Source organism: Streptomyces sp. 840.1 (assembly GCF_003751445.1).
Classification (GTDB): Bacteria; Actinomycetota; Actinomycetes; order Streptomycetales; family Streptomycetaceae; genus Streptomyces.
The window spans coordinates 664,711-682,738 of the sequence record NZ_RJUU01000001.1 but is presented as its reverse complement, the minus strand read 5'-3'; the positions used below and the strand labels follow the sequence as shown (position 1 = coordinate 682,738).

Sequence of the window (18,028 nt, the reverse complement as noted above, 5' to 3'; positions counted from 1 at the left end):
ATAGTTTGCGCCTGCCCCAGTAATCACCATAGGTTCTTAACCACGGGAACAGCGACTTCTCTGAAGCCCTGATCCTGTGCTGTACTTATCCGAATACGTAGGACCGGCTCGGTCGGTCCGCTCTAGACGCCGAGAGGAGGCGATTGAAGTGATCAACATCATCGAGACCAACAAAATGACCGATCTCTCGGTCGTCTCCGCCTGCTCGCTCGGCCTCGCCCACTCTTCGACGTCTTCCCTGCGTGGCACCGGTATGTCCGGCATTTCCGCCGTCAGCCCGCTGTCCCTGGTGAGCCTTCCCGAGCGGGAGCGTAATGAGCGACCGACCCAGGCACCGGCAGCAGCAGTAGCGAAGGGACAGGCCCAGGCCTATGCCTTTGCGGCCGTCGGTGCGGGAGCGGAAGCCGGAGCCAAGAAGCAGACGACGCACCACCACACGATGTGGGCCTTCCGTGGGCCTGAACCCTGGAGAGATCCAGCCTGATCGACAGTCAGGCCGGCGCCTTCAGGGCCGCGGAACCCCACTCGGGATCCGCGGCCCTTTTGTTTTGTCCGAACGGACGGGACAGCGCGAAGGAGCCTCGGGACAAGTAACACCTGGTACCAGCCGCCCCCGGCCAACAGGCCGGAAACGACCAGACGAGGACACCACCACCGTGCAACTCGAAGCGCACGCCCCGTCCGTCCCGCCTTCCGAAACGATCCCCCCGCCCGGCCTCACGGAGGACTCCACCTTGATCCCGCTCACTGCGCTCACCGCGCTCGACGACGCCATCGAGAACCTTGGCGTACCCGTCCCCTGCCGCTCCTACGACCCCGAGGTCTTCTTCGCCGAGTCCCCGGCCGACGTCGAGTACGCCAAGTCCCTCTGCCGCACCTGCCCGCTCGTCGAGGCCTGCCTCGCCGGCGCCAAGGAGCGCCGCGAGCCGTGGGGTGTCTGGGGTGGCGAGCTCTTCATCCAGGGCGTCGTCGTTGCTCGCAAGCGGCCGCGTGGCCGTCCGCGCAAGAACCCGGTCGCGGCGTGATCGCCGGCCTGGGAGCTGCGGCCCCCAAACCCATGAAGCGCATCGGAACCATCGACCGTCCCCAGACCCACGACCCGCGAAACCAGGAACCAATGACCATCCCCACGAGGGAGCCCGTCGGCTCCGCGACACCGGACGTCACCATCATCGGCGCGAACGACTCGCGTCAGAACAGGACCCGTGAGATGCAACTCATCCCAGAAGCCCTGGCTCGTGCTCATATGCACGACCGCCTGCGGGAAGCCGACGCGGATCGTCAGGCCGTGCGCCTGATCAACGCGCGGCGGATGCAGCGCCGGGCCGAGCGCGCCTCGATGCGTGCCCGGCGTGCGCTGGCCATGGCGGTCATGCACTGAGGAGCAGGACAGAACACCGCAGGACAGAACACCGCATGACAGAAGGTCAGCACTACCGCTGCGGGGCAGCCGCTCTCCGACCCGCAGCGCGCAGTACCCAGCACCCACATCACCACCCCTGCCTCGGGGCCGGTCCACGCGGACCGGCCCCGAGGCCGTGCTGTGTGGTGCCGTGCCGGACCAGGCCGGTGGAGATATCGTCGGGAGGTGGACGAGGAGACCCAGCGCCCCGAAGCAGCGGGCGCGCAGAGCGGCGCGGGCGTCGTATGCGCCCTGTGCGGTACCGGATCGGGGAGCGACAGCGCACCGCCGACCTGGCTCTGTTCCGTGGAGCACGGCAGCCGGCGCTACTTCTGCGACAACTGCGCCCGCACCCACATCCGAGCCATCGAGGGCCGGCTCGGCTCCGACTGGTGGTGAGCGGCCGCTATGTGGCGAGCTCGGACGCCGCTTCCCCGGGCAGCTCCTCCTCGGCCCACTCCTGCGCAGCCCACCCCTCCTCTTCCTGCGGCAGGAACCCCGGGAGCCAGGACTCGAGTTCGTCGCGCAGCCGGACCGTCGCGCCGAGCTGGCACAGCACCCCGATCGTGCTCAACGTCACACGGTGTATGAGCAGATAGGCAGGCGGCAGATTCAACTGCTTGCCCAACTGGTGGGCGGGCGAACGCGGATCCGCTATCCGGGCGGCCTGACTGCGCATCCAGCCCCGGCTGAACGCGAACTCCTCCACCAGGGCGGGTTCAATGATCGGCTGGAGGTAGTCGAGCACCGCGTCCGGAGCGAGGTCGATCGAGTCCTTGACGAACCCCTCCTCGCGCAACAGCGCGTACACCGCGTCCGCGTCGCCCTGGAGCGTGAGACGCAACGAGTCCCCGATGGTCTGCGGAAGCCCGCCCGGCAGCCGGTCCACCGTTCCGAAGTCGAGGACACCGAGCCGCCAATGATCAGCCCCGGGGGCCGTCGCACCGTCGTTGTCAGCCGTGCAGGCCGCGTCCGGCGGCAGCAGCCGGAAGTTGCCGGGGTGCGGGTCCGCGTGCAGCAGCCCGGTGCGCGCGGGGCCGGAGAAGAGGAACCGGGCCAGCAGCTGTCCGGCCCGGTCGCGCTGCTCAGCGGTTCCGTCGGCGATCACATCGGCCAGCGGCACCCCGTCGATCCACTCCGTGACCAGCACCTGATCGGACTGGTGGACCACGCCCGGCACCACGACATCGGGATCGTCCGCGAACTCTTCGGCGTGCTCGCGCTGCGACTGCGCCTCCTGCTCGTAGTCCAGCTCCTCCGACACCCGGTCACGGAGCTCCGTGATCAGCGGCTTGATGTCCATGCCCGGAATCAGCGGGCCCAGCAGCCGGGCGAACCGGCTGAGCTGGGTCAGGTCAGAGAGCAGCGCCTCCCCGGCTCCCGGGTACTGCACCTTCACCGCGACGTTGCGCCCGTCGTGCCACACCGCCCGGTGCACCTGCCCGATCGAGGCGGCGGCCGACGGTTTGTCCTCGAAGGTCAGGAAAAGGTCCCGCCAGTCCTGGCCGAGACGCTCGGCCAGCACCGCGTGGACCGTGCTGCTCGGCATCGGAGGGGCGGCCTCCTGCAGCTTGGTGAGGGCCGCGCGGTAGGGACCGGCGACCTCTTCGGGGAGGGCGGACTCGAAGACGGACAGCGCCTGTCCGAGCTTCATCGCCCCGCCCTTCAGCTCGCCCAGGACCTTGAAGAGCTGGTCGGCGGTGCGCTGCTGTACCTCGCGGGCGACCAGCTCCGCGGACTTCCCGCCGATGCGCTTGCCCAGCCCCCACGTGGCGCGGCCCGCGAACCCCAAAGGCAGCGCTGCCAGCTTGGCGGTTCGGGTGACCGCCTTCCGGGGAAGATCAGACATAAACCCCTCCAAATCCCAGACTGCCGTGCGGCGGCTACCCGGCCATTGTGTCGTGCGCCGTGCCGGCCCCGGAGGTGCGCACCCCTCAGTGTGCCCACCCGCTCTGCAGGAACAGTCGAGGTGTGCCCGGATCGGCTCCGACCGCCAGTCCAACAGCGGCAGCGCGGCTTCCCACCGGGACCCGGTGCAGGCGGGCAGTTCCCCGTCGAGGAAGGACAGCGCGTGGGCGGCGGCCAGACCCGCCACCGCGGTAGCCAGGCCCAGGTCGCAGGCCTGTACGGCGGTGCGCCGCCCGGACTGCCACTGGGCCAGCATCCGGGGCCACTGCGGGTCCCGGTCGCGCCGGTGCAGATCGAGGCATCCCGCGCACGCCGTGCCGCCCGGCAGTACCAGCGGTCCGACGAAGCCGGTGGCCTCGATGACTCCGGCGTAGAGGTGGGGTGTGCCCGAGGCGATCCACGGCTCGGCGGTGCGCGGATCGGGGATGTAGGCGGAGAGGCTCTCACGAGGGGCCACCACGATCAGCGACAGTCCGGGCTCGCCGCTCGCCGGCAGGCCCGGCGGCTGGGCCGTCCGCCGCGCCGGGCCGGGAGCCGAGCGCCGGACCAACTGCCGGGCCGAGGTGTCCCGGCGCTCTCCCGCCGCCGACGGTGGCAGACCCCCGGGCGAGACGTCACCCGGCTCGGCGGTGCCGCCGTCCAGGACCTCGACGTGCCCCACCCCGGAGCCGGAAAGCACCGCGGCGACGGCCGCACCCACCCGGCCGGCCCCCCGGACCTGGACGCGCATGGAGCGGCGGGCGGCCATCCGGCGCATCCCGCCGCCGGGCTCGGGATGCACGACGGAGAGGGACGCCAGATCGGGCCGGTGACGCTCCATGGCCTCCGCCCGGTTCCGTAACGCATCGGCTTCCGGGCCGCCGGCCCTCACGTCGTCGATGAGTCCCGCGTCCAGCAGGCGCATGACGAGGGTGTCCACGTGGTGTTCGGTGAGATCCAGCGCCCTGGCCTCTTCGTGCAGCAGCGGCATCCCGCGTGTTCCGTCGAGGAGCTCCAGGAAACTGCCGGTCGCGAGGTCCATCGGGCCGACCTTCACCGCATGGGCGGGCGTCACGCCGAATTGGACGGTGCCGCTGCCGCGCCATGCGCGGCGCAACGCGGGCTTCAACATCGGATGCATGGTTTCCCCCGGTCGGTGTCTGTGCGTGATCTGTGTGCGGTCCGTGCGTCTGCGCGAGATCCATTGCCAGAATGCACAGGGCCGCAGATGCGGGTGGAAAGTTATCCACAGGCGGGGGGTATTAGTCGTTCAAACGGTGCACGCCGCGGGGCGGATCATGTGTGAACCGTTCGGGAGACGGGACTTCCCCCACCGGCAACGGGTAACGTCGTGCCGTGCCCGCCGACCCGTCGCCCGGCTTCGCCGGGGAGACCCCCGCGCGCAGCGCCGGAATCCAGCAGCGCAGCGCGGCAGACCATCCGCCCCGCGGCTCGACGACGAGCGCGGTCGAGGTCCGCAGGAGTTCCCGCCGCAGCAGAACGGTCTCCGCGTACCGGGAGGGCGACCGCACGATCGTGCTGATCCCCGCCCGGATGTCCGAGGCCGAGGAACAGCGCTGGGTGAGCGTCATGCTCGACAAACTGGCCGCCCAGGAGAGCAGACGGATCCTCGGTGACAGCGAACTCGCCGAACGGGCGGAGCGGCTGTCCGCGCAGTACTTCGACGGCCGGGCCAGACCCGTCTCCGTCCGGTGGGTGACCAACCAGAACACCCGGTGGGGGTCCTGCACCCCGGCCGAGGGCAGCATCCGTCTGTCGCACCGGCTGCAGGGCATGCCGGAGTACGTCGTCGACTACGTGCTGGTCCACGAACTGGCCCATCTCCTGGTGCCCGGACACGGTCCGCGGTTCTGGCGGCTCCTGGACGCCTATCCCCGTACCGAGCGGGCGCGCGGCTATCTCGAAGGGGTGGTGGCCGCGGACCGGCTGCCGCATCTGCCCGCCGCGCGGGGCGAGTGACGTCCGGCGGTTGTGTACCGGGTCTGTACCGGCTTGGTCCGGGGCAGGACTTTGCGGTTAGCCTGACGCGACGCATTCAGCTTTCCGGATGGGGGACGGTCGTTACGCATGGCCAGGGAATTCCAACGCGGCCACAAGGCCAAGATCAGCGATCTCACACCGGGGACGGACCTGTACGTAGGTGTGCAGATCGCCGGCCCGGGACTGACCTTTGACATCAGCTGTTTCGGCCTCGATGCCAATGAGCAGCTCTCCGACGACCGGTATTTCATCTTCTTCAATCAGCCGAAATCGCCCGAGGAGTCCATTCAGCTCCTGGGCGCCCAGGCCGGTGACACCGAGTCGTTCCGTGTGACTCTGGACCGCATTCCGGCGAGCATCCACAAACTGTCGTTCACCGCCACGCTGGACGGTGCCGGACAGATGGCGCAGGTCGGCCCCGGTTACATCCGGATCGTCGCGGGCGGCGAGGAAGTCGTCAGGTACGCCTTCACCGGCTCGGAGTTCACCACCGAGCGTGCGGTGATGCTGGGTGACTTCTACCTGAAGGACGTCTGGCGGTTCGCCGCTGTCGGCCAGGGCTTCGACGGCGGACTCGACGCGCTGCTGAAGAACTTCGGCGGCGAGGTCGCCGAGGAGGAGCCGGCGGCTCCGCAGCCGCAGTCCGCAGCCCCGTCCTTCGCCCCGCCCGCACAGGCCGCGGCGGCCCCTCCGGCGTTCGGCGCCCCGGCCGCACCGCAGGTCCCGCAGCCCGCACCGTCCTTCGGCGGACCGGCCGCACCCGCGCCCACCCCGCAGCAGCAGATGCACGCCGCGCCCACCATCGTCGCGCCGCTGGCACCGCAGGGCGGCAGCGTGCCCCCGCCGCCTCCGCCTCCGCCCGCTCCGTACGGACAGCCGGGGCAGCCGCCCCAGCAGTCGCAGTTCGGGCAGGTCCCGGGACAGGCTCCCGCGCCCTACGGGCAGCAGGCCCCCGCCCCGTACGGCCAGCCTGCTGCGGCTCCGTACGGACAGCAGCCGCCAGGCATGCCCCAGGGCGTGCCGCAAGGGGTGCCGCCTGCCGGGGCGGGGCTCCTGGCCGCGCTCCAGCCGTACAAGGAGACGGCCACCGGCCAGCGCTGGACCTCGCAGAACCAGCAGCTCATGCGGGTCGACCTCACCAACGGCGGTGGGGGAGTGCTGGCCAGGCAGGGCAGCATGGTGATGTACCAGGGCAAGGTCGACTTCGGCTACAAGGGCGCCGGTTTCGCCGGCCGGATCGTCGGCAACGCGACCGGTCAGGAAATGCAGCTGATGCGCTGCACCGGCCGGGGGCAGGTCTTCCTCGCCGAGGACGGCTCCCACCTGCACTCCGTCGAACTCCAGGGCGACGGCATCTGCGTCTCCGCAGAGAACGTCCTCGCCTTCGACGAGTCGCTGCAGCACGAGGTCCGCAGGATCGAGGGCCACGGCATCCCCGGCGGCGCCCTGTTCACCATGCAGTTCCAGGGCACCGGCACCGTCGTCGTCAAGACCCACGGTGTGCCGGTCGTCCTGCCGGTCACCCCGACCACCTTCGCCGACTGCAACGCCGTCGTGGCGTGGTCTTCGGCGTCCCAGGTGATCGTCTCCAGCCAGGTCCGGCTGCGCCGCAACGCCTACCCCGGGCACAGCGGGGAGACCGTGAACCTCCAGTTCCGGGGCGCACCCGGCAACTTCATCGTCGTCCAGCCCTACGAGGTCTGAGGGAGCCCGTCATGAATCAGCAACTCGCGGGCTACGCCCCGACACCCGTAACGGCCCGGATGGCGAACCACGGCCATTCGATGCTGAAGGTGGCCATGGCCACCGGCCAGGACCTCTACGCGCGCACCGGCTCGATGGTGGCGTACGAGGGCTTCGTCCAGTACGAACCCAATCCGCCCGCCGTCCGTCAGATGGCCTCGCAGTGGATCACCGGCGAGGGCACGCCCCTGATGAAGTGCGCCGGTGACGGGCTGCTCTACCTCGCCGACTACGGCGCGGACGTGGTCGTCATCAATCTCAACAACGACTCCCTTTCGGTCAACGGCACCAACGTCCTCGCCTTCGACGCCCATCTCACCTGGGGTGTCGAACGGGTCAAGGGGCTCGCCAAGTTCGCCGGCCAGGGCCTCTGGAACGTCTGCATCTCGGGCACCGGATGGGTCGCCATCACCTCCCGCGGCACGCCGATCGTCGTGGACTGCGGGCGCGGCGAGGACGAGACGTACGTCGACCCGGACGCGCTGGTGGCGTGGTCCCCGAACCTCAAGGTGAAGGGCAAGCGCAGCTTCAAGGCCTCCTCGCTCATCGGGCGGGGCAGCGGAGAGGCGTTCCAGATGGCCTTCTCCGGCCAGGGGATCGTCGTCGTCCAGCCGAGCGAGGACAGTACCGACCGCCTGCGGGTCCGGAACTGACGGGGAGGGAGAACACACCATGCAGAGTCCGCTCTTCAGCTACACGGAACAGCAGTCCCAGGACCGGTACACGGTCCAGAATCCGCAGCTCCTGCGGGTCTCGCTGACCGGCCGCGACGACGTCCTGGCCCGCAAGGGCGCCATGGTCGCCTACCAGGGGCTCATGGAGTTCGACGGCGAGTACCAGTCGCACGGACAGCGCCGGGCCCGCGCCAGCACCGGTGAGGGCCTCGAGCTGATGCGGTGCTCGGGCCAGGGCACCGTCTATCTCGCCAACCTGGCGCAGTACGTCCACGTGGTGGATGTCGACCGCGACGGCATGACGGTGGACAGCGCCTACGTCCTGGCGCTCGACTCGTCACTGCACACCGAGGTCATCGCGGTGGACAGCCAGTACGGCATCTCGGGCACCGGCAAGTACCAGCTCAACATCTCGGGCAGCGGCAAGGTCGCCCTGATGACCTCCGGCCAGCCCCTGATGATGCAGGTCACGCCCGACAAGTACGTCAACGCCGACGCGGACGCCGTGGTCGCCTGGTCCAGCTCGCTGCGCGTGCAGATGCAGGCCCAGACGCACTCCTCGGGCGTCATGCGCCGACGCGGCAACACCGGAGAGGGCTGGGAGCTCAGCTTCCTCGGGCAGGGCTTCGCACTGGTCCAGCCGAGTGAGGTGCTGCCGCCGCAGAGCGCCCAGATCGGCCAGGGGCTGGCCGCCCAGTTCGGCATGGGGCAGCAGGGGGTCCACGCCCAGAACCAGAACAACGCCTGGAACTGAGCCGCACCCGATGGCACCGGTAAGGGGCGTCCTCCATGGAGGACGCCCCTTACCGGTGCTCCGGTCCCGCCGTGCTGTCGCCGTTCCGTTTCCGCTAGCGGACGCCGTCCAACGCCGCCCGCGTACGTTCCACCAGGCGCACCACCGAGGAGTCGGCGACCTCGGGGACCTCGTCGTAGGCGAACCAGCGCAGGTCCAGCGATTCGTCACTGATCCGCTCGGTCGAGCCCGAGGGGGCCAGCGCCGCGTACTGGACATCGAGGTGCCAGTTGCAGGGCGCCGGGATCGCGTGGCGGTCCAGGGTGACCGGGCTGCCCGCCAGCAGCGTCAGACCGGCGATACCGGACTCCTCGGCGGCCTCGCGCAGCGCCGCCCCGGCCAGCGTGGCGTCCCCGGGCTCGCAGTGACCGCCCATCTGCAGCCACATCCGCAGCTTCCGGTGCAGCGTGAGCAGCACCTTGCCGCGCTCGGGGTCCACGACCAGCGCGCTCGCCGTGAGGTGCCCGGCCCCGCACGCCTTCCACATGCCGTCGGGATGCACTGCCAGGTGCTCCAGATAGGCCCGGCGCAGCTCCTCCTGGGCTCCGTCCCCACCGCCCCCGTAGTTCTTCAGTACGAGAACGGCGTCGTCGTGCAGGTTCACTTGTCGGTGTCGTCCTTGCTGTCGTCGTCCTTGCTGTCGCCGTCCGTGCCTTCGCCGGCTGTACCGCTGTCGCCCTTGCCCTCGGCGCCGTCCTGGCCGGGCCCGTCCTTGCTGTCGCCGCCCGCAGCGGGCTTCTGCGGCCCGTTCGCGGCCTCGCCGAGCATCTTGTCCAGCTCGGAGAAGTCCAGCTGCTCGTGGTGGACGAAGCCGTCCGGATCGTCCAGGTCGTGAGCGGTCGGCAGCATGTCGGGGTGCTCCCACAGCGCGTCGCGCCCGTCGAGGCCCCGCGCGTCCGTGAGCGAGGCCCACAGCCGCGAGGCGTCACGCAGCCGCCTCGGACGCAGCTGGAGACCGATCAGCGTGGCGAAGGTCTGCTCGGCGGGACCGCCGGAGGCGCGCCGCCTGCGCATCGTCTCGCGGAGCGCGTCCGCCGAGGTCAGCCGCGACTTCGCGGCCTCGTGCACCACGGCGTCCACCCAGCCCTCGACCAGCGCGAGCGCCGTCTCCAGGCGGGCCAGCGCGGCCTTCTGCTCCGGGGTGTCCTCCGGCTGGAACATGCCCTGCTGAAGCGCTTCCTGCAGCTGCTCGGGCTGCGACGGGTCGAACTGGCCGACCACGTCCTCCAGCTTGCTGGTGTCGACCTTGATGCCGCGCGCGTAGCCCTCCACGGCACCGAACAGGTGCGAGCGCAGCCACGGCACGTGGGCGAAGAGACGCTGGTGAGCGGCCTCGCGCAGCGCCAGGTACAGCCGCACCTCGTCCTGCGGCACGCTCAGGTCCTTGCCGAAGCGCTCGACGTTCAGCGGCAGCAGCGCGGCCTTGCCGGCGGGGCCCAGCGGCAGCCCGATGTCGGTCGAGCCGACGACCTCACCGGCCAGCACCCCGACGGCCTGCCCGATCTGCTGGCCGAACATCGCGCCGCCCATCGACCGCATCATGCCGATCAGCGGGCCCGCCATCGCCTGCATCTCCTCGGGCAGCACGTCGCCCATGGCGAGACCGACACGCTCGGCCACCGGGTCGACCAGCTTCTGCCAGGCGGGGAGGGAGGCCTCGACCCACTCCGCGCGGCTCCAGGCCACGGTGGAGACCGAACCGGACGGCAGTGACGTCACGCCGTCCAGCCAGAGGTCCGCCAGTCGCAGGGCCTCGTCGACCGAGGCGCGCTCGGACGGGCCGACACTCGCGTCCTTGGTGCCGTCGGCATTGCCCTGGGAGACGGTCTGGCGGGCGATCTGCTTGGCCATGTCCCAGTTCACGGGACCGCCCTCGTAGCTCAGCATCTGGCCGAGCTGCTGGAAGGCGGCGCCCAGGTCGTTCGGGTTCATCGAACCGAACATGGCGGCGAAGGGGTTGTCACCGCCCGCGCCGGGGCCGAAGCCGAGCGGGTTCGCCGGACCGCCCGAACCCTGCCCACCTCCGGTGGGGTCCTTCTTCTTGCCATGGTCGCCGTCGTCCGGCTCCTCCGGCGGAAGGCCGAATCCGAATGGGGTGTCACTCACGGGTTTCCTCGGCTCGTAGGGCCGCCGGATCGAACCGACGGCGACTGCCCGACATCACCATCCAGCGTAGACACCAAGTCCGCTCAGGGCCTCAGTGCTCCGCCGGCTCCCGGCCTGCGGCAGGATGGACGCCACCTGGTACGTACGCGTCATTCGGGTACGTACTGAAGACAACCGCTGGAGACGCCCGGTGAGTTCCCCAGATCCACAGGTTCGCGCAGCGCGAAACCTGGCCGACCCGCCGCCCGAGAAGAAGCCCGAGAAGAAGCCCGGGAAGAAGAACGAGAAGAAGCCCGAGAACGGGTCGCAGGACCCGACCGAGACCACGACCGCCGGCCCGGCCGAGCCCAGGACCGGCAGCAAAGCCGACCGGAGCCGTTCCAGGAGCCGTGGACCCGTCGTGGCCATCACCGGAGCCGCCACGGGCGTCGGAGAACTGCTCGCGGCCCGGCTCGCGGCCTCAGAGGAGATCAAGCAGGTCATCGCCATCGACGAGCGTCGCGGGGAGGTCTCCGAGGCCACCTGGCACATCCTCGACGTCCGCGACCCGGCGATCGCGGAGAAGCTGCGGGGCGCGGACGTCGTGGTGCACCTGGCGCTCGACCTCGACCTGGAGACCGATGCCGCCGCCCGCACCGCCTACAACGTGCGCGGCACCCAGACCGTGCTGACCGCCGCGGCGGCCGTCGGCGTCCACCGGGTCGTGCTGTGCACCTCCGCGATGGTCTACGGCGCGCTGCCCGACAACGACATCCCGCTGGCCGAGGACGCCGAGCTGCGGGCCACCGCGGAGGCGACAGGCGTCGGTGACCTCCTCGAGATCGAACGGCTCGGCCGCCGCGCGCCCCGCGCCCACCCCGGGCTCCACGTCACGGTGGTCCGCCCCACGGTGCTCGTCGGCGGCACCGACACGGCGCTGACCCGGTACTTCGAGTCACCGCGCCTCCTGGTCGTCGCCGGATCGCATCCCACCTGGCAGTTCTGCCACGTGGACGACCTGGTCACGGCACTGGAGTACGCCGCGCTCGAGAAGATCGACGGAGAGTTCGCGGTCGGCTGCGACGGCTGGCTCGAACAGGAGGAGGTCGAGGAGATCAGCGGCGTCCGCCGGATGGAGCTGCCCTCCGCCGTCGCGCTCGGAGCCGCCGCCAGGCTGCACCGGATCGGCCTCACCCCGTCCCCCGCAGGCGATCTGGCGTACACGATGCACCCCTGGGTGGTGAGCGTGAGCCGGCTGCACGACGCGGGCTGGCGCCCGAGCTGGACCAACGAGGAGGTGCTCGCCGCGCTCCTCGAGGAGGTGGAGGGACGGCACACCCTCGCCGGCCGTCGGCTCGGCCGCAAGGACGCCACCGCGGCCGGTGCCGCCGGTGCGACCGTGGCCCTGCTGGGCACCGCCGCGCTGGTACGACGCGCCCGCAAGGCGCGCCGCCGTATCTGAGGGCTGTCCCGAGGCGCCCCGGCAACCCGATACGGGCCCCGGGGCCTGTTCCGGGTGTCCGGGCACGGTTCCGGCGTCTGTAGGAGGCTCCAAGGGCGACGGCGTCCCACCAGCGGATTGCGCTATTCCGTGATGCCGGCGCGGTACGGCACGATGGTCCGTATGGCACCTACGCATGACCACCCCGGCGAGCAGGCGGCACCGGACCCCATCCGGCTGCTGGACATCCGCGACACGCCGCTGTCGCTGGACGAGGTCTTCCGTGCCGTGGGCGACGACGCCGCGGGCGGCACCGCGCTCTTCGTCGGCACCGTGCGCAACCACGACGGCGGCCAGGACGTGGGTGCGCTCGGCTACTCGTGCCACCCCTCGGCCCTGGACGCGATGCGCCGGGTGGCGGAGAAGGTCGTGGGTGCCTTCCCGGTCCGGGCGCTCGCCGCCGTCCACCGAGTGGGTGAACTGGAGGTGGGCGATCTCGCCGTGGTCGTGGCGGTCTCCTGTCCGCACCGCGCGGAGGCCTTCGAGGCCTGCCGCAGGCTCATCGACGACCTCAAGCACGAGGTTCCGATCTGGAAGCACCAGCGCTTTTCGGACGGGACGGAGGAGTGGGTCGGCGCCTGCTGAGCGCAAACCCGGCCGGGTGGGCTTCCCCCCGATTTGCGTAACCGCACCCCTGCCGTGAGCGTTGGCTCTGCAGATGGTTAATCTGCTGATCGGTCAGTTGCGGTTGCTCATGGGGCAGGGAGGTCGTCATGGCAGCACTCGCCTGGTTGTTGATTCCGCTTTTTGCTGCGTTCGGTGCCGCGATATGGGGAAGCTGGGCCGCCCGTAATCGCACGACCGGCGATGTGACCGAGCTCGCCGGCTACGCCCGGTTCCGCGAGGCGATGGAGAAGTCGCACTCCGGTTCGGAACCGGTCGAGCAGATATCGAACGTCTGACGCCACGCCGAACGTACGCGGTCGCCAATCCGAGCCGCCGCGTCGTCCGCCGAGAGCCGCCGACGTCTCTGCGTATACCCGTCCCGGACCTCGTACCGGCGCTGCGCCGGGCGTCGCACGGACGCGGGCTCAGCCCCTCGTACGGACCGGCCCCGGCGGTGGACAGACGGACCCTTCCCGTACTGTCGTTCCATGCCACGCCGAACCGCGACGATGCTCGCCTCCACCCTGGTTCTGATCGCGCTGCTCTGCGCGGGTGTGCTGATCAAAGTGCCGTACGCGGAGATGTCCCCCGGGCCGACCGTGAACACGCTCGGTGAGGTCGACGGGGACCCCGTCCTGCAGATCACGGGGCACAAGACGTACAAGACGTCCGGCCACCTCAACATGACGACGGTCAGGGTGACCGGCGCCGACTACAGGATGAACCTCGTCGAGGCCGTGTACGGCTGGCTGGGCCACGACAGCCTGGTCGTACCGCACGACACGCTCTACCCGGACGGCAAGACCGAGCAGCAGTCGACGCAGGAGAACGCCGAGGAGTTCAGCCAGTCCCAGGAGAGCGCCAAGGTCGCGGCCCTCACCGAACTGGGCATCCCGGTGTCGTCACGGGTCGTCGTCTCCACGGTCATCAAGGACAGTCCCGCCCAGGGCAAGCTGCACGCCGGCGACGTGATCAAGGCCGTCGACGGTACGGCGGTCAAGCAGCCCGAGGACGTCGCGAAGCTCGTCACCCGGCACAAGCCCGGCCAGGACGTCACCTTCACGGTCATCCCGGCCAAGGCCGCGGCGGCGGCCGAGAAGGCCGGCAAGGAGCCCGAGGGGACCGAGAAGATCACCCTCACCACCGCGAAGGCGCCCAAGGAGAACCGGGCGATCGTCGGCATCCAGGCGGGTACGGACCACACCTTCCCGTTCGACATCGACATCAAGCTCGCCGACGTGGGCGGCCCGAGTGCCGGTCTGATGTTCTCGCTCGGCATCGTCGACAAGCTCACTCCGGGACAGCTGACCGGCGGCAAGTTCGTCGCGGGCACCGGGACGATCGACGACAAGGGCAAGGTCGGACCGATCGGCGGCATCAACATGAAGCTGGTCGGCGCGCGCAACGCCGGCGCGCGCTACTTCCTGACCCCGGCCGACAACTGCAAGTCGGCCGCGTCCGACACCCCCGACGGACTCACCCTGGTGCGGGTGAAGACGATCGACGACGCCAAGAAGTCGCTGGACAGGATCCGCTCGGGGGACACGGCCGGCCTGGCGAGCTGCTCGACAGGCTGACCGGTCCCCGCTCCGGCGGACCGGACGGGTCAGGACTCGAAGGTCGCGGCCAGTGCCTCGGCCAGCCCCGGCACCAGACCGGCACCGGTCAGCACCTCGTTCGGGGAGTCCTTCTCCCGGAGCCGTACGGCCGACTCCCGGGCGCCGTCCCGCAGCACGGCCACGGTCATCCGCACCTCCTGACGGTCCGGATGACCGGCCACCCACTTGGTCAGCTGGGTGTCGTCGAGACCTTCGGGGACGGAGGCCTCGGCGGACGGCGGCAGCATCAGCCGCTCCACCGTCATCGCGCACCCGACCACCGCGTCCGGCCAGGCGATCGTGGCTAGGAACTCGTCCAGCGCGGTACCTGCGGGAAGCTCCTCCTGCTCAATAGGGGTGAGTGCGGCGGCCTTCGAGCCGTCGCCGTCGAGGCCGAGCTGGGCGGCGAGGCCCGGCTCCTGGACCCGCAGCCGGGCGGTGTCGACGAGGGCGAAGAGCCGGGCGGGCTGGTCCCAGCCGAGGCCGGAGATGTATTCGTCGATTTCGAGCACCGCCACGGTGAGCGGGCTCGCGGCCATCGGAGGGCCTGAGGGGGAAACGTTGGACATGGACAACATCCTGCCTCCTTCTGCCCCGGGAACGGGAACTAGGTAAAGCCTCAGTAAGTTGCATAGGTGGGCTCTACGATCGCGGGGCCCCTTCAACACGACCGCGAACTTTGAGGTGCGCACGTTGGCTTTCCAGATGCCGGACCGCGGCGGAGGCCCGACAGGGCCACGGATCAGAGTCGGCCGCCCGTCCCGGCGCGCCCGAACCCTGCTCATGACACTGGGCGTCCTGGCGATTCTCGCCATGGCGTTCGTCATGTTCGCGGGCTTCTGGACGGACTGGCTCTGGTACAGATCGGTCGCGTATTCATCCGTCTTCACCACCACCCTGTGGACCAAGATCGGGCTGTTCCTCGTCTTCGGGCTGCTGATGGCCGTCGCCGTCGGCGTGAACATCTGGCTCGCGCACCGGCTCCGGCCGCCGCTGAGCGCGATGTCGCTGGAACAGCAGAGCCTGGACCGCTACCGGATGGGCCTCGCCCCGTACAAGAAGTGGGTGCTGCTCGCGATCACCGCGCTCGTGGGGCTGATCGCCGGAGCGTCGTCCTCCGGCCAGTGGCGTACCTGGCTGATGTATGTGAACGGCGTGTCGTTCGGGCAGAAGGACCCCCAGTTCCATCTGGACGTGTCCTTCTTCGCCTTCGACCTGCCCTGGTACCGCTTCCTGCTGGGCTTCGGCTTCGCGGCCACGGTGCTCTCCCTGGTCGCCGCCGCGCTGACGCACTACCTGTACGGCGGGCTGCGCATCACCAGCCCCGGCGCGCGGGCGACGGGGGCGGCCACCGGTCACCTCTCGGTTCTGCTCGGCATCTTCGTCGCGCTGAAGGCCGTGGCGTACTGGCTGGACCGCTACGGGCTCGCCGTGAAGTCCAGCGACTTCAAGGCCACGGACAACTGGACGGGTCTGCGGTACGTCGACGCCAACGCCTACCTCCCGGCGAAGACGATCCTGTTCTGCATCGCCGCGATCTGCGCCGTGCTGTTCTTCGCGACGCTCTGGCGCCGCACCTGGCAGCTGCCGGTGATCGGCTTCGGGCTCATGGTCCTCTCCGCGATCCTGATCGGCGGGCTCTACCCGGCGATCGTGCAGAAGTTCCAGGTCCAGCCGAACGAGCAGGCCAAGGAAGCCCCGTTCATCCGGAAGAACATCGACGCCACGCGTGACGCCTACGACATCGACGACGCACAGGTCGACGACTACGCGGGCAAGAGCACCACGGACGACGAGACGAAGCTCCGCGCCGGCGCGGACGCGGCGGCCAGCTACCGGGTGATGGACCCCAACGTCGTCTCCCCGGCCTTCCAGCAGCTCCAGCAGAAGAGGAACTACTACCAGTTCCCCAAGACGCTGGATGTCGACCGCTACAAGGACGAGTCCGGCAAGGAGCAGGACACGGTCATCGGTCTGCGCGAGCTCAACCTCCAGGGCATCCCCAAGCGCAACTGGATCAACGACCACTTCACCTACACCCACGGCTACGGCGCGATCGCCGCGCGGGGTACCACCACCGGCACGAACCCGAAGGGATCTCCCGACTTCACCGAGTCGGGCCTGCCGACCACCGGCGAGCTGGGCAAGTACCAGCAGGAGATCTACTACGGCGAGAAGACCGAGCAGTACTCCATCGTCGGCGGGCCCCAGAAGGAGCTCGACTACGAGGAGGACGGCGAGAAGACCACCAGCTACAAGGGCAAGAGCGGGGTCAGTCTCTCCAGCGCGTTCAACCGCGCCGCCTACGCGGTAGCGTTCAGCGAGCCGCAGATCCTGTACTCGGGAGCCATCGGTGACGGCTCGCGAATCCTGTACAACCGCACCCCCAAGGAGCGGGTCGAGGCGGTCGCTCCCTGGCTGACCATCGACGGCGACGCCTACCCGGCCGTGGTCAACGGCCGCATCCAGTGGGTCGTCGACGCGTACACCACGACCAACGGCTACCCGTACGCCTCGCGTACGACGCTGGGTGACACCACAGCCGACTCGCTGACCACCAACCAGCGCGCCGTCGTCGCCCAGCAGAACCAGGTCAACTACATCCGCAACTCGGTGAAGGCCACCGTCGACGCCTACGACGGCACGGTCAAGCTCTACGAGTGGGACACCGAGGACCCGATCCTCAAGACCTGGCGCAAGGCGTTCCCCGGGACCGTGAAGCCCCGGGCGGACATCCCGCAGGACCTGATGGATCACCTGCGGTACCCGCAGGACCTGTTCAAGGTGCAGCGCGAGCTGCTGACCCGCTACCACGTCGAGAACCCCGCCCAGTTCTACAGCGGCAGTGACGCGTGGCAGGTCCCGGACGACCCGACGAACAAGGAGTCCGGCGCCGTCCCGCCCTACTACCTGAGCATCAAGATGCCGGACCAGAAGGCCCAGAAGTTCTCGCTGACGACGACGCTCACCCCCAAGGGGCGGCCCAACCTGGGGGCGTTCATGGCGGTGGACGCCGACGCGTCCAGCAAGGACTACGGCACGATAAGACTGCTCAGAGTCACCACCACGGTGAAGGGCCCCGGCCAGGTACAGAGTGAGCTCAACGGCAACGACGACGTCGCCGAGTTCGTGAGAAACCTGAAGGGCACCGACTCCGACATCGAGTACGGCAACCTGCTGACGGTGCCACTCGAGGGGGGCTTCCTCTACATCGAGCCGGTGTACACGCGCGGTGGCACCCAGAACTATCCGCTGCTGCGCAAGGTCGCCGCCTCGTACGGGTCGAAGACCGTCTTCGAGAACAGTCTCGGGGATGCGCTCAACGCGGTCTTCGGGGTGGACGAGTCCGATACGAGCCGGCCACCGGCCGAGAACACGCGACCACCGGGTGACACCACGGAGCCGCCGGCCACCGGCGACGCCGCGCTGAAGAAGGCGATCGCGGACGCCCAGAAGGCCTACACGGAAGGCGAGGCAGCCCTGAAGAAGCAGGACTGGACCGCCTACGGCAAGGCCCAGACGGATCTCCAGGACGCCCTGGAGCGTGCGGCGGCCGCCCAGCCCAAGTCCGGCAGTACCGGCGACGGTGACAAGGCGGGCCAGGGTGACAAGGCCGACGGCACCGACAAGGGTGACAAGGCCGGTGACGGTGACAAGGCCGGCGCGTCGGACAAGCCGGCGAGCACCGGCAGCGGTGGCTGAGTGACTCGGTAAAGCTTCACCTCCGCGCCGTGGTAC

General features: G+C 69.7%; 17 protein-coding genes and 1 pseudogene. 13 read left to right on the top strand and 5 right to left on the bottom strand.

Going from position 1 to position 18,028, the window contains the following annotated elements:
• The first annotated feature begins 148 nt into the window (after positions 1-148).
• From EDD93_RS03020 to EDD93_RS03005, 4 genes are all read left to right on the top strand, one after another.
• Positions 149-484 carry a hypothetical protein gene (locus tag EDD93_RS03020; RefSeq protein ID WP_123523690.1) on the top strand — a complete coding sequence of 112 codons (336 nt, stop codon included), beginning with the start codon at positions 149-151 and terminating at the stop codon, positions 482-484.
• Between the two features lie 172 nt (positions 485-656).
• Positions 657-1,025 (top strand): WhiB family transcriptional regulator, encoded by a 369-nt coding sequence (locus EDD93_RS03015; RefSeq protein WP_030915514.1) that lies wholly within the window; start codon positions 657-659, stop codon positions 1,023-1,025.
• 32 nt (positions 1,026-1,057) lie between these two features.
• Positions 1,058-1,381, top strand: a complete 324-nt coding sequence (locus tag EDD93_RS03010) for a hypothetical protein (RefSeq protein WP_123527554.1) — start codon at positions 1,058-1,060, stop codon at positions 1,379-1,381.
• A 207-nt stretch (positions 1,382-1,588) separates the two neighbouring features.
• Positions 1,589-1,801: a hypothetical protein gene (locus EDD93_RS03005; RefSeq protein WP_123523689.1), complete on the top strand. Its 213-nt coding sequence runs from the start codon at positions 1,589-1,591 to the stop codon at positions 1,799-1,801.
• A 7-nt stretch (positions 1,802-1,808) separates the two neighbouring features.
• On the opposite strand, the gene EDD93_RS40040 is transcribed toward EDD93_RS03005, so the two are convergent.
• A complete protein-coding gene (locus tag EDD93_RS40040) occupies positions 1,809-3,251 on the bottom strand; it encodes an AarF/ABC1/UbiB kinase family protein (protein WP_260255879.1) in 1,443 nt (480 codons plus the stop codon).
• Positions 3,252-3,368: 117 nt separating this feature from the next.
• Positions 3,369-4,040, bottom strand: a pseudogene (locus EDD93_RS40035) (ThiF family adenylyltransferase); the annotation flags it as partial.
• A 605-nt stretch (positions 4,041-4,645) separates the two neighbouring features.
• Between EDD93_RS40035 and EDD93_RS02995 the strand changes: the two are divergent.
• The 4 genes from EDD93_RS02995 (at position 4,646) to EDD93_RS02980 (ending at position 8,461) form a co-directional block, all read left to right on the top strand.
• Positions 4,646-5,269: a M48 family metallopeptidase gene (locus tag EDD93_RS02995; RefSeq protein ID WP_123523687.1), complete on the top strand. Its 624-nt coding sequence runs from the start codon at positions 4,646-4,648 to the stop codon at positions 5,267-5,269.
• 108 nt (positions 5,270-5,377) lie between these two features.
• On the top strand, positions 5,378-6,994 hold the full coding sequence (locus tag EDD93_RS02990) for a TerD family protein (protein ID WP_123523686.1): 1,617 nt from the start codon (positions 5,378-5,380) through the stop codon (positions 6,992-6,994).
• Positions 6,995-7,005: 11 nt separating this feature from the next.
• Positions 7,006-7,686 carry an AIM24 family protein gene (locus EDD93_RS02985; RefSeq protein ID WP_123523685.1) on the top strand — a complete coding sequence of 227 codons (681 nt, stop codon included), beginning with the start codon at positions 7,006-7,008 and terminating at the stop codon, positions 7,684-7,686.
• Positions 7,687-7,705: 19 nt separating this feature from the next.
• Positions 7,706-8,461: an AIM24 family protein gene (locus tag EDD93_RS02980; RefSeq protein WP_123523684.1), complete on the top strand. Its 756-nt coding sequence runs from the start codon at positions 7,706-7,708 to the stop codon at positions 8,459-8,461.
• A gap of 94 nt (positions 8,462-8,555) precedes the next feature.
• Here EDD93_RS02980 and EDD93_RS02975 read toward each other — a convergent pair whose 3' ends face one another.
• Both EDD93_RS02975 and EDD93_RS02970 read right to left on the bottom strand, forming a co-directional pair.
• Positions 8,556-9,104 (bottom strand): NUDIX hydrolase, encoded by a 549-nt coding sequence (locus EDD93_RS02975; RefSeq protein ID WP_123523683.1) that lies wholly within the window; start codon positions 9,102-9,104, stop codon positions 8,556-8,558.
• Positions 9,101-10,606, bottom strand: a complete 1,506-nt coding sequence (locus EDD93_RS02970) for a zinc-dependent metalloprotease (RefSeq protein WP_123523682.1) — start codon at positions 10,604-10,606, stop codon at positions 9,101-9,103. Before EDD93_RS02970 ends, EDD93_RS02975 begins: the two co-directional genes overlap by 4 nt.
• Positions 10,607-10,796: 190 nt before the next feature.
• Between EDD93_RS02970 and EDD93_RS02965 the strand changes: the two genes are divergently transcribed.
• From EDD93_RS02965 to EDD93_RS02950, 4 genes are all read left to right on the top strand, one after another.
• Positions 10,797-12,047: an SDR family oxidoreductase gene (locus EDD93_RS02965; protein WP_123527553.1), complete on the top strand. Its 1,251-nt coding sequence runs from the start codon at positions 10,797-10,799 to the stop codon at positions 12,045-12,047.
• Between the two features lie 162 nt (positions 12,048-12,209).
• Positions 12,210-12,671: a molybdenum cofactor biosynthesis protein MoaE gene (locus EDD93_RS02960; protein WP_123527552.1), complete on the top strand. Its 462-nt coding sequence runs from the start codon at positions 12,210-12,212 to the stop codon at positions 12,669-12,671.
• Positions 12,672-12,799: 128 nt separating this feature from the next.
• Complete coding sequence (locus EDD93_RS02955) at positions 12,800-12,988, top strand: hypothetical protein (protein WP_123523681.1); 189 nt, start codon at positions 12,800-12,802, stop codon at positions 12,986-12,988.
• 192 nt (positions 12,989-13,180) lie between these two features.
• Complete coding sequence (locus tag EDD93_RS02950; RefSeq protein WP_123523680.1) at positions 13,181-14,269, top strand: PDZ domain-containing protein; 1,089 nt, start codon at positions 13,181-13,183, stop codon at positions 14,267-14,269.
• A gap of 29 nt (positions 14,270-14,298) precedes the next feature.
• Here the strand turns inward: EDD93_RS02950 and EDD93_RS02945 are convergent, their stop codons facing one another.
• A complete protein-coding gene (locus EDD93_RS02945) occupies positions 14,299-14,868 on the bottom strand; it encodes a PPA1309 family protein (protein ID WP_260255601.1) in 570 nt (189 codons plus the stop codon).
• A 127-nt stretch (positions 14,869-14,995) separates the two neighbouring features.
• On the opposite strand from EDD93_RS02945, the gene EDD93_RS02940 reads away from it, so the two are divergent.
• Positions 14,996-17,992, top strand: a complete 2,997-nt coding sequence (locus tag EDD93_RS02940) for a UPF0182 family protein (RefSeq protein ID WP_185092449.1) — start codon at positions 14,996-14,998, stop codon at positions 17,990-17,992.
• The last annotated feature ends 36 nt before the right edge of the window (positions 17,993-18,028 follow it).

Bases quoted from the DNA above. Each gene is read 5' to 3' on its own strand.
- EDD93_RS02980 (WP_123523684.1), top strand. From the start codon at position 7,706: ATGCAGAGTCCGCTCTTCAGCTACACGGAACAGCAGTCCCAGGACCGG.
- EDD93_RS02990 (WP_123523686.1), top strand. From the start codon at position 5,378: ATGGCCAGGGAATTCCAACGCGGCCACAAGGCCAAGATCAGCGATCTC.
- EDD93_RS02960 (WP_123527552.1), top strand. From the start codon at position 12,210: ATGGCACCTACGCATGACCACCCCGGCGAGCAGGCGGCACCGGACCCC.
- EDD93_RS03010 (WP_123527554.1), top strand. From the start codon at position 1,058: ATGAAGCGCATCGGAACCATCGACCGTCCCCAGACCCACGACCCGCGA.
- EDD93_RS40040 (WP_260255879.1), bottom strand. From the start codon at position 3,251: ATGTCTGATCTTCCCCGGAAGGCGGTCACCCGAACCGCCAAGCTGGCA.
- EDD93_RS02945 (WP_260255601.1), bottom strand. From the start codon at position 14,868: ATGTTGTCCATGTCCAACGTTTCCCCCTCAGGCCCTCCGATGGCCGCG.
- EDD93_RS02940 (WP_185092449.1), top strand. From the start codon at position 14,996: ATGCCGGACCGCGGCGGAGGCCCGACAGGGCCACGGATCAGAGTCGGC.
- EDD93_RS02955 (WP_123523681.1), top strand. From the start codon at position 12,800: ATGGCAGCACTCGCCTGGTTGTTGATTCCGCTTTTTGCTGCGTTCGGT.
- EDD93_RS02950 (WP_123523680.1), top strand. From the start codon at position 13,181: ATGCCACGCCGAACCGCGACGATGCTCGCCTCCACCCTGGTTCTGATC.
- EDD93_RS02985 (WP_123523685.1), top strand. From the start codon at position 7,006: ATGAATCAGCAACTCGCGGGCTACGCCCCGACACCCGTAACGGCCCGG.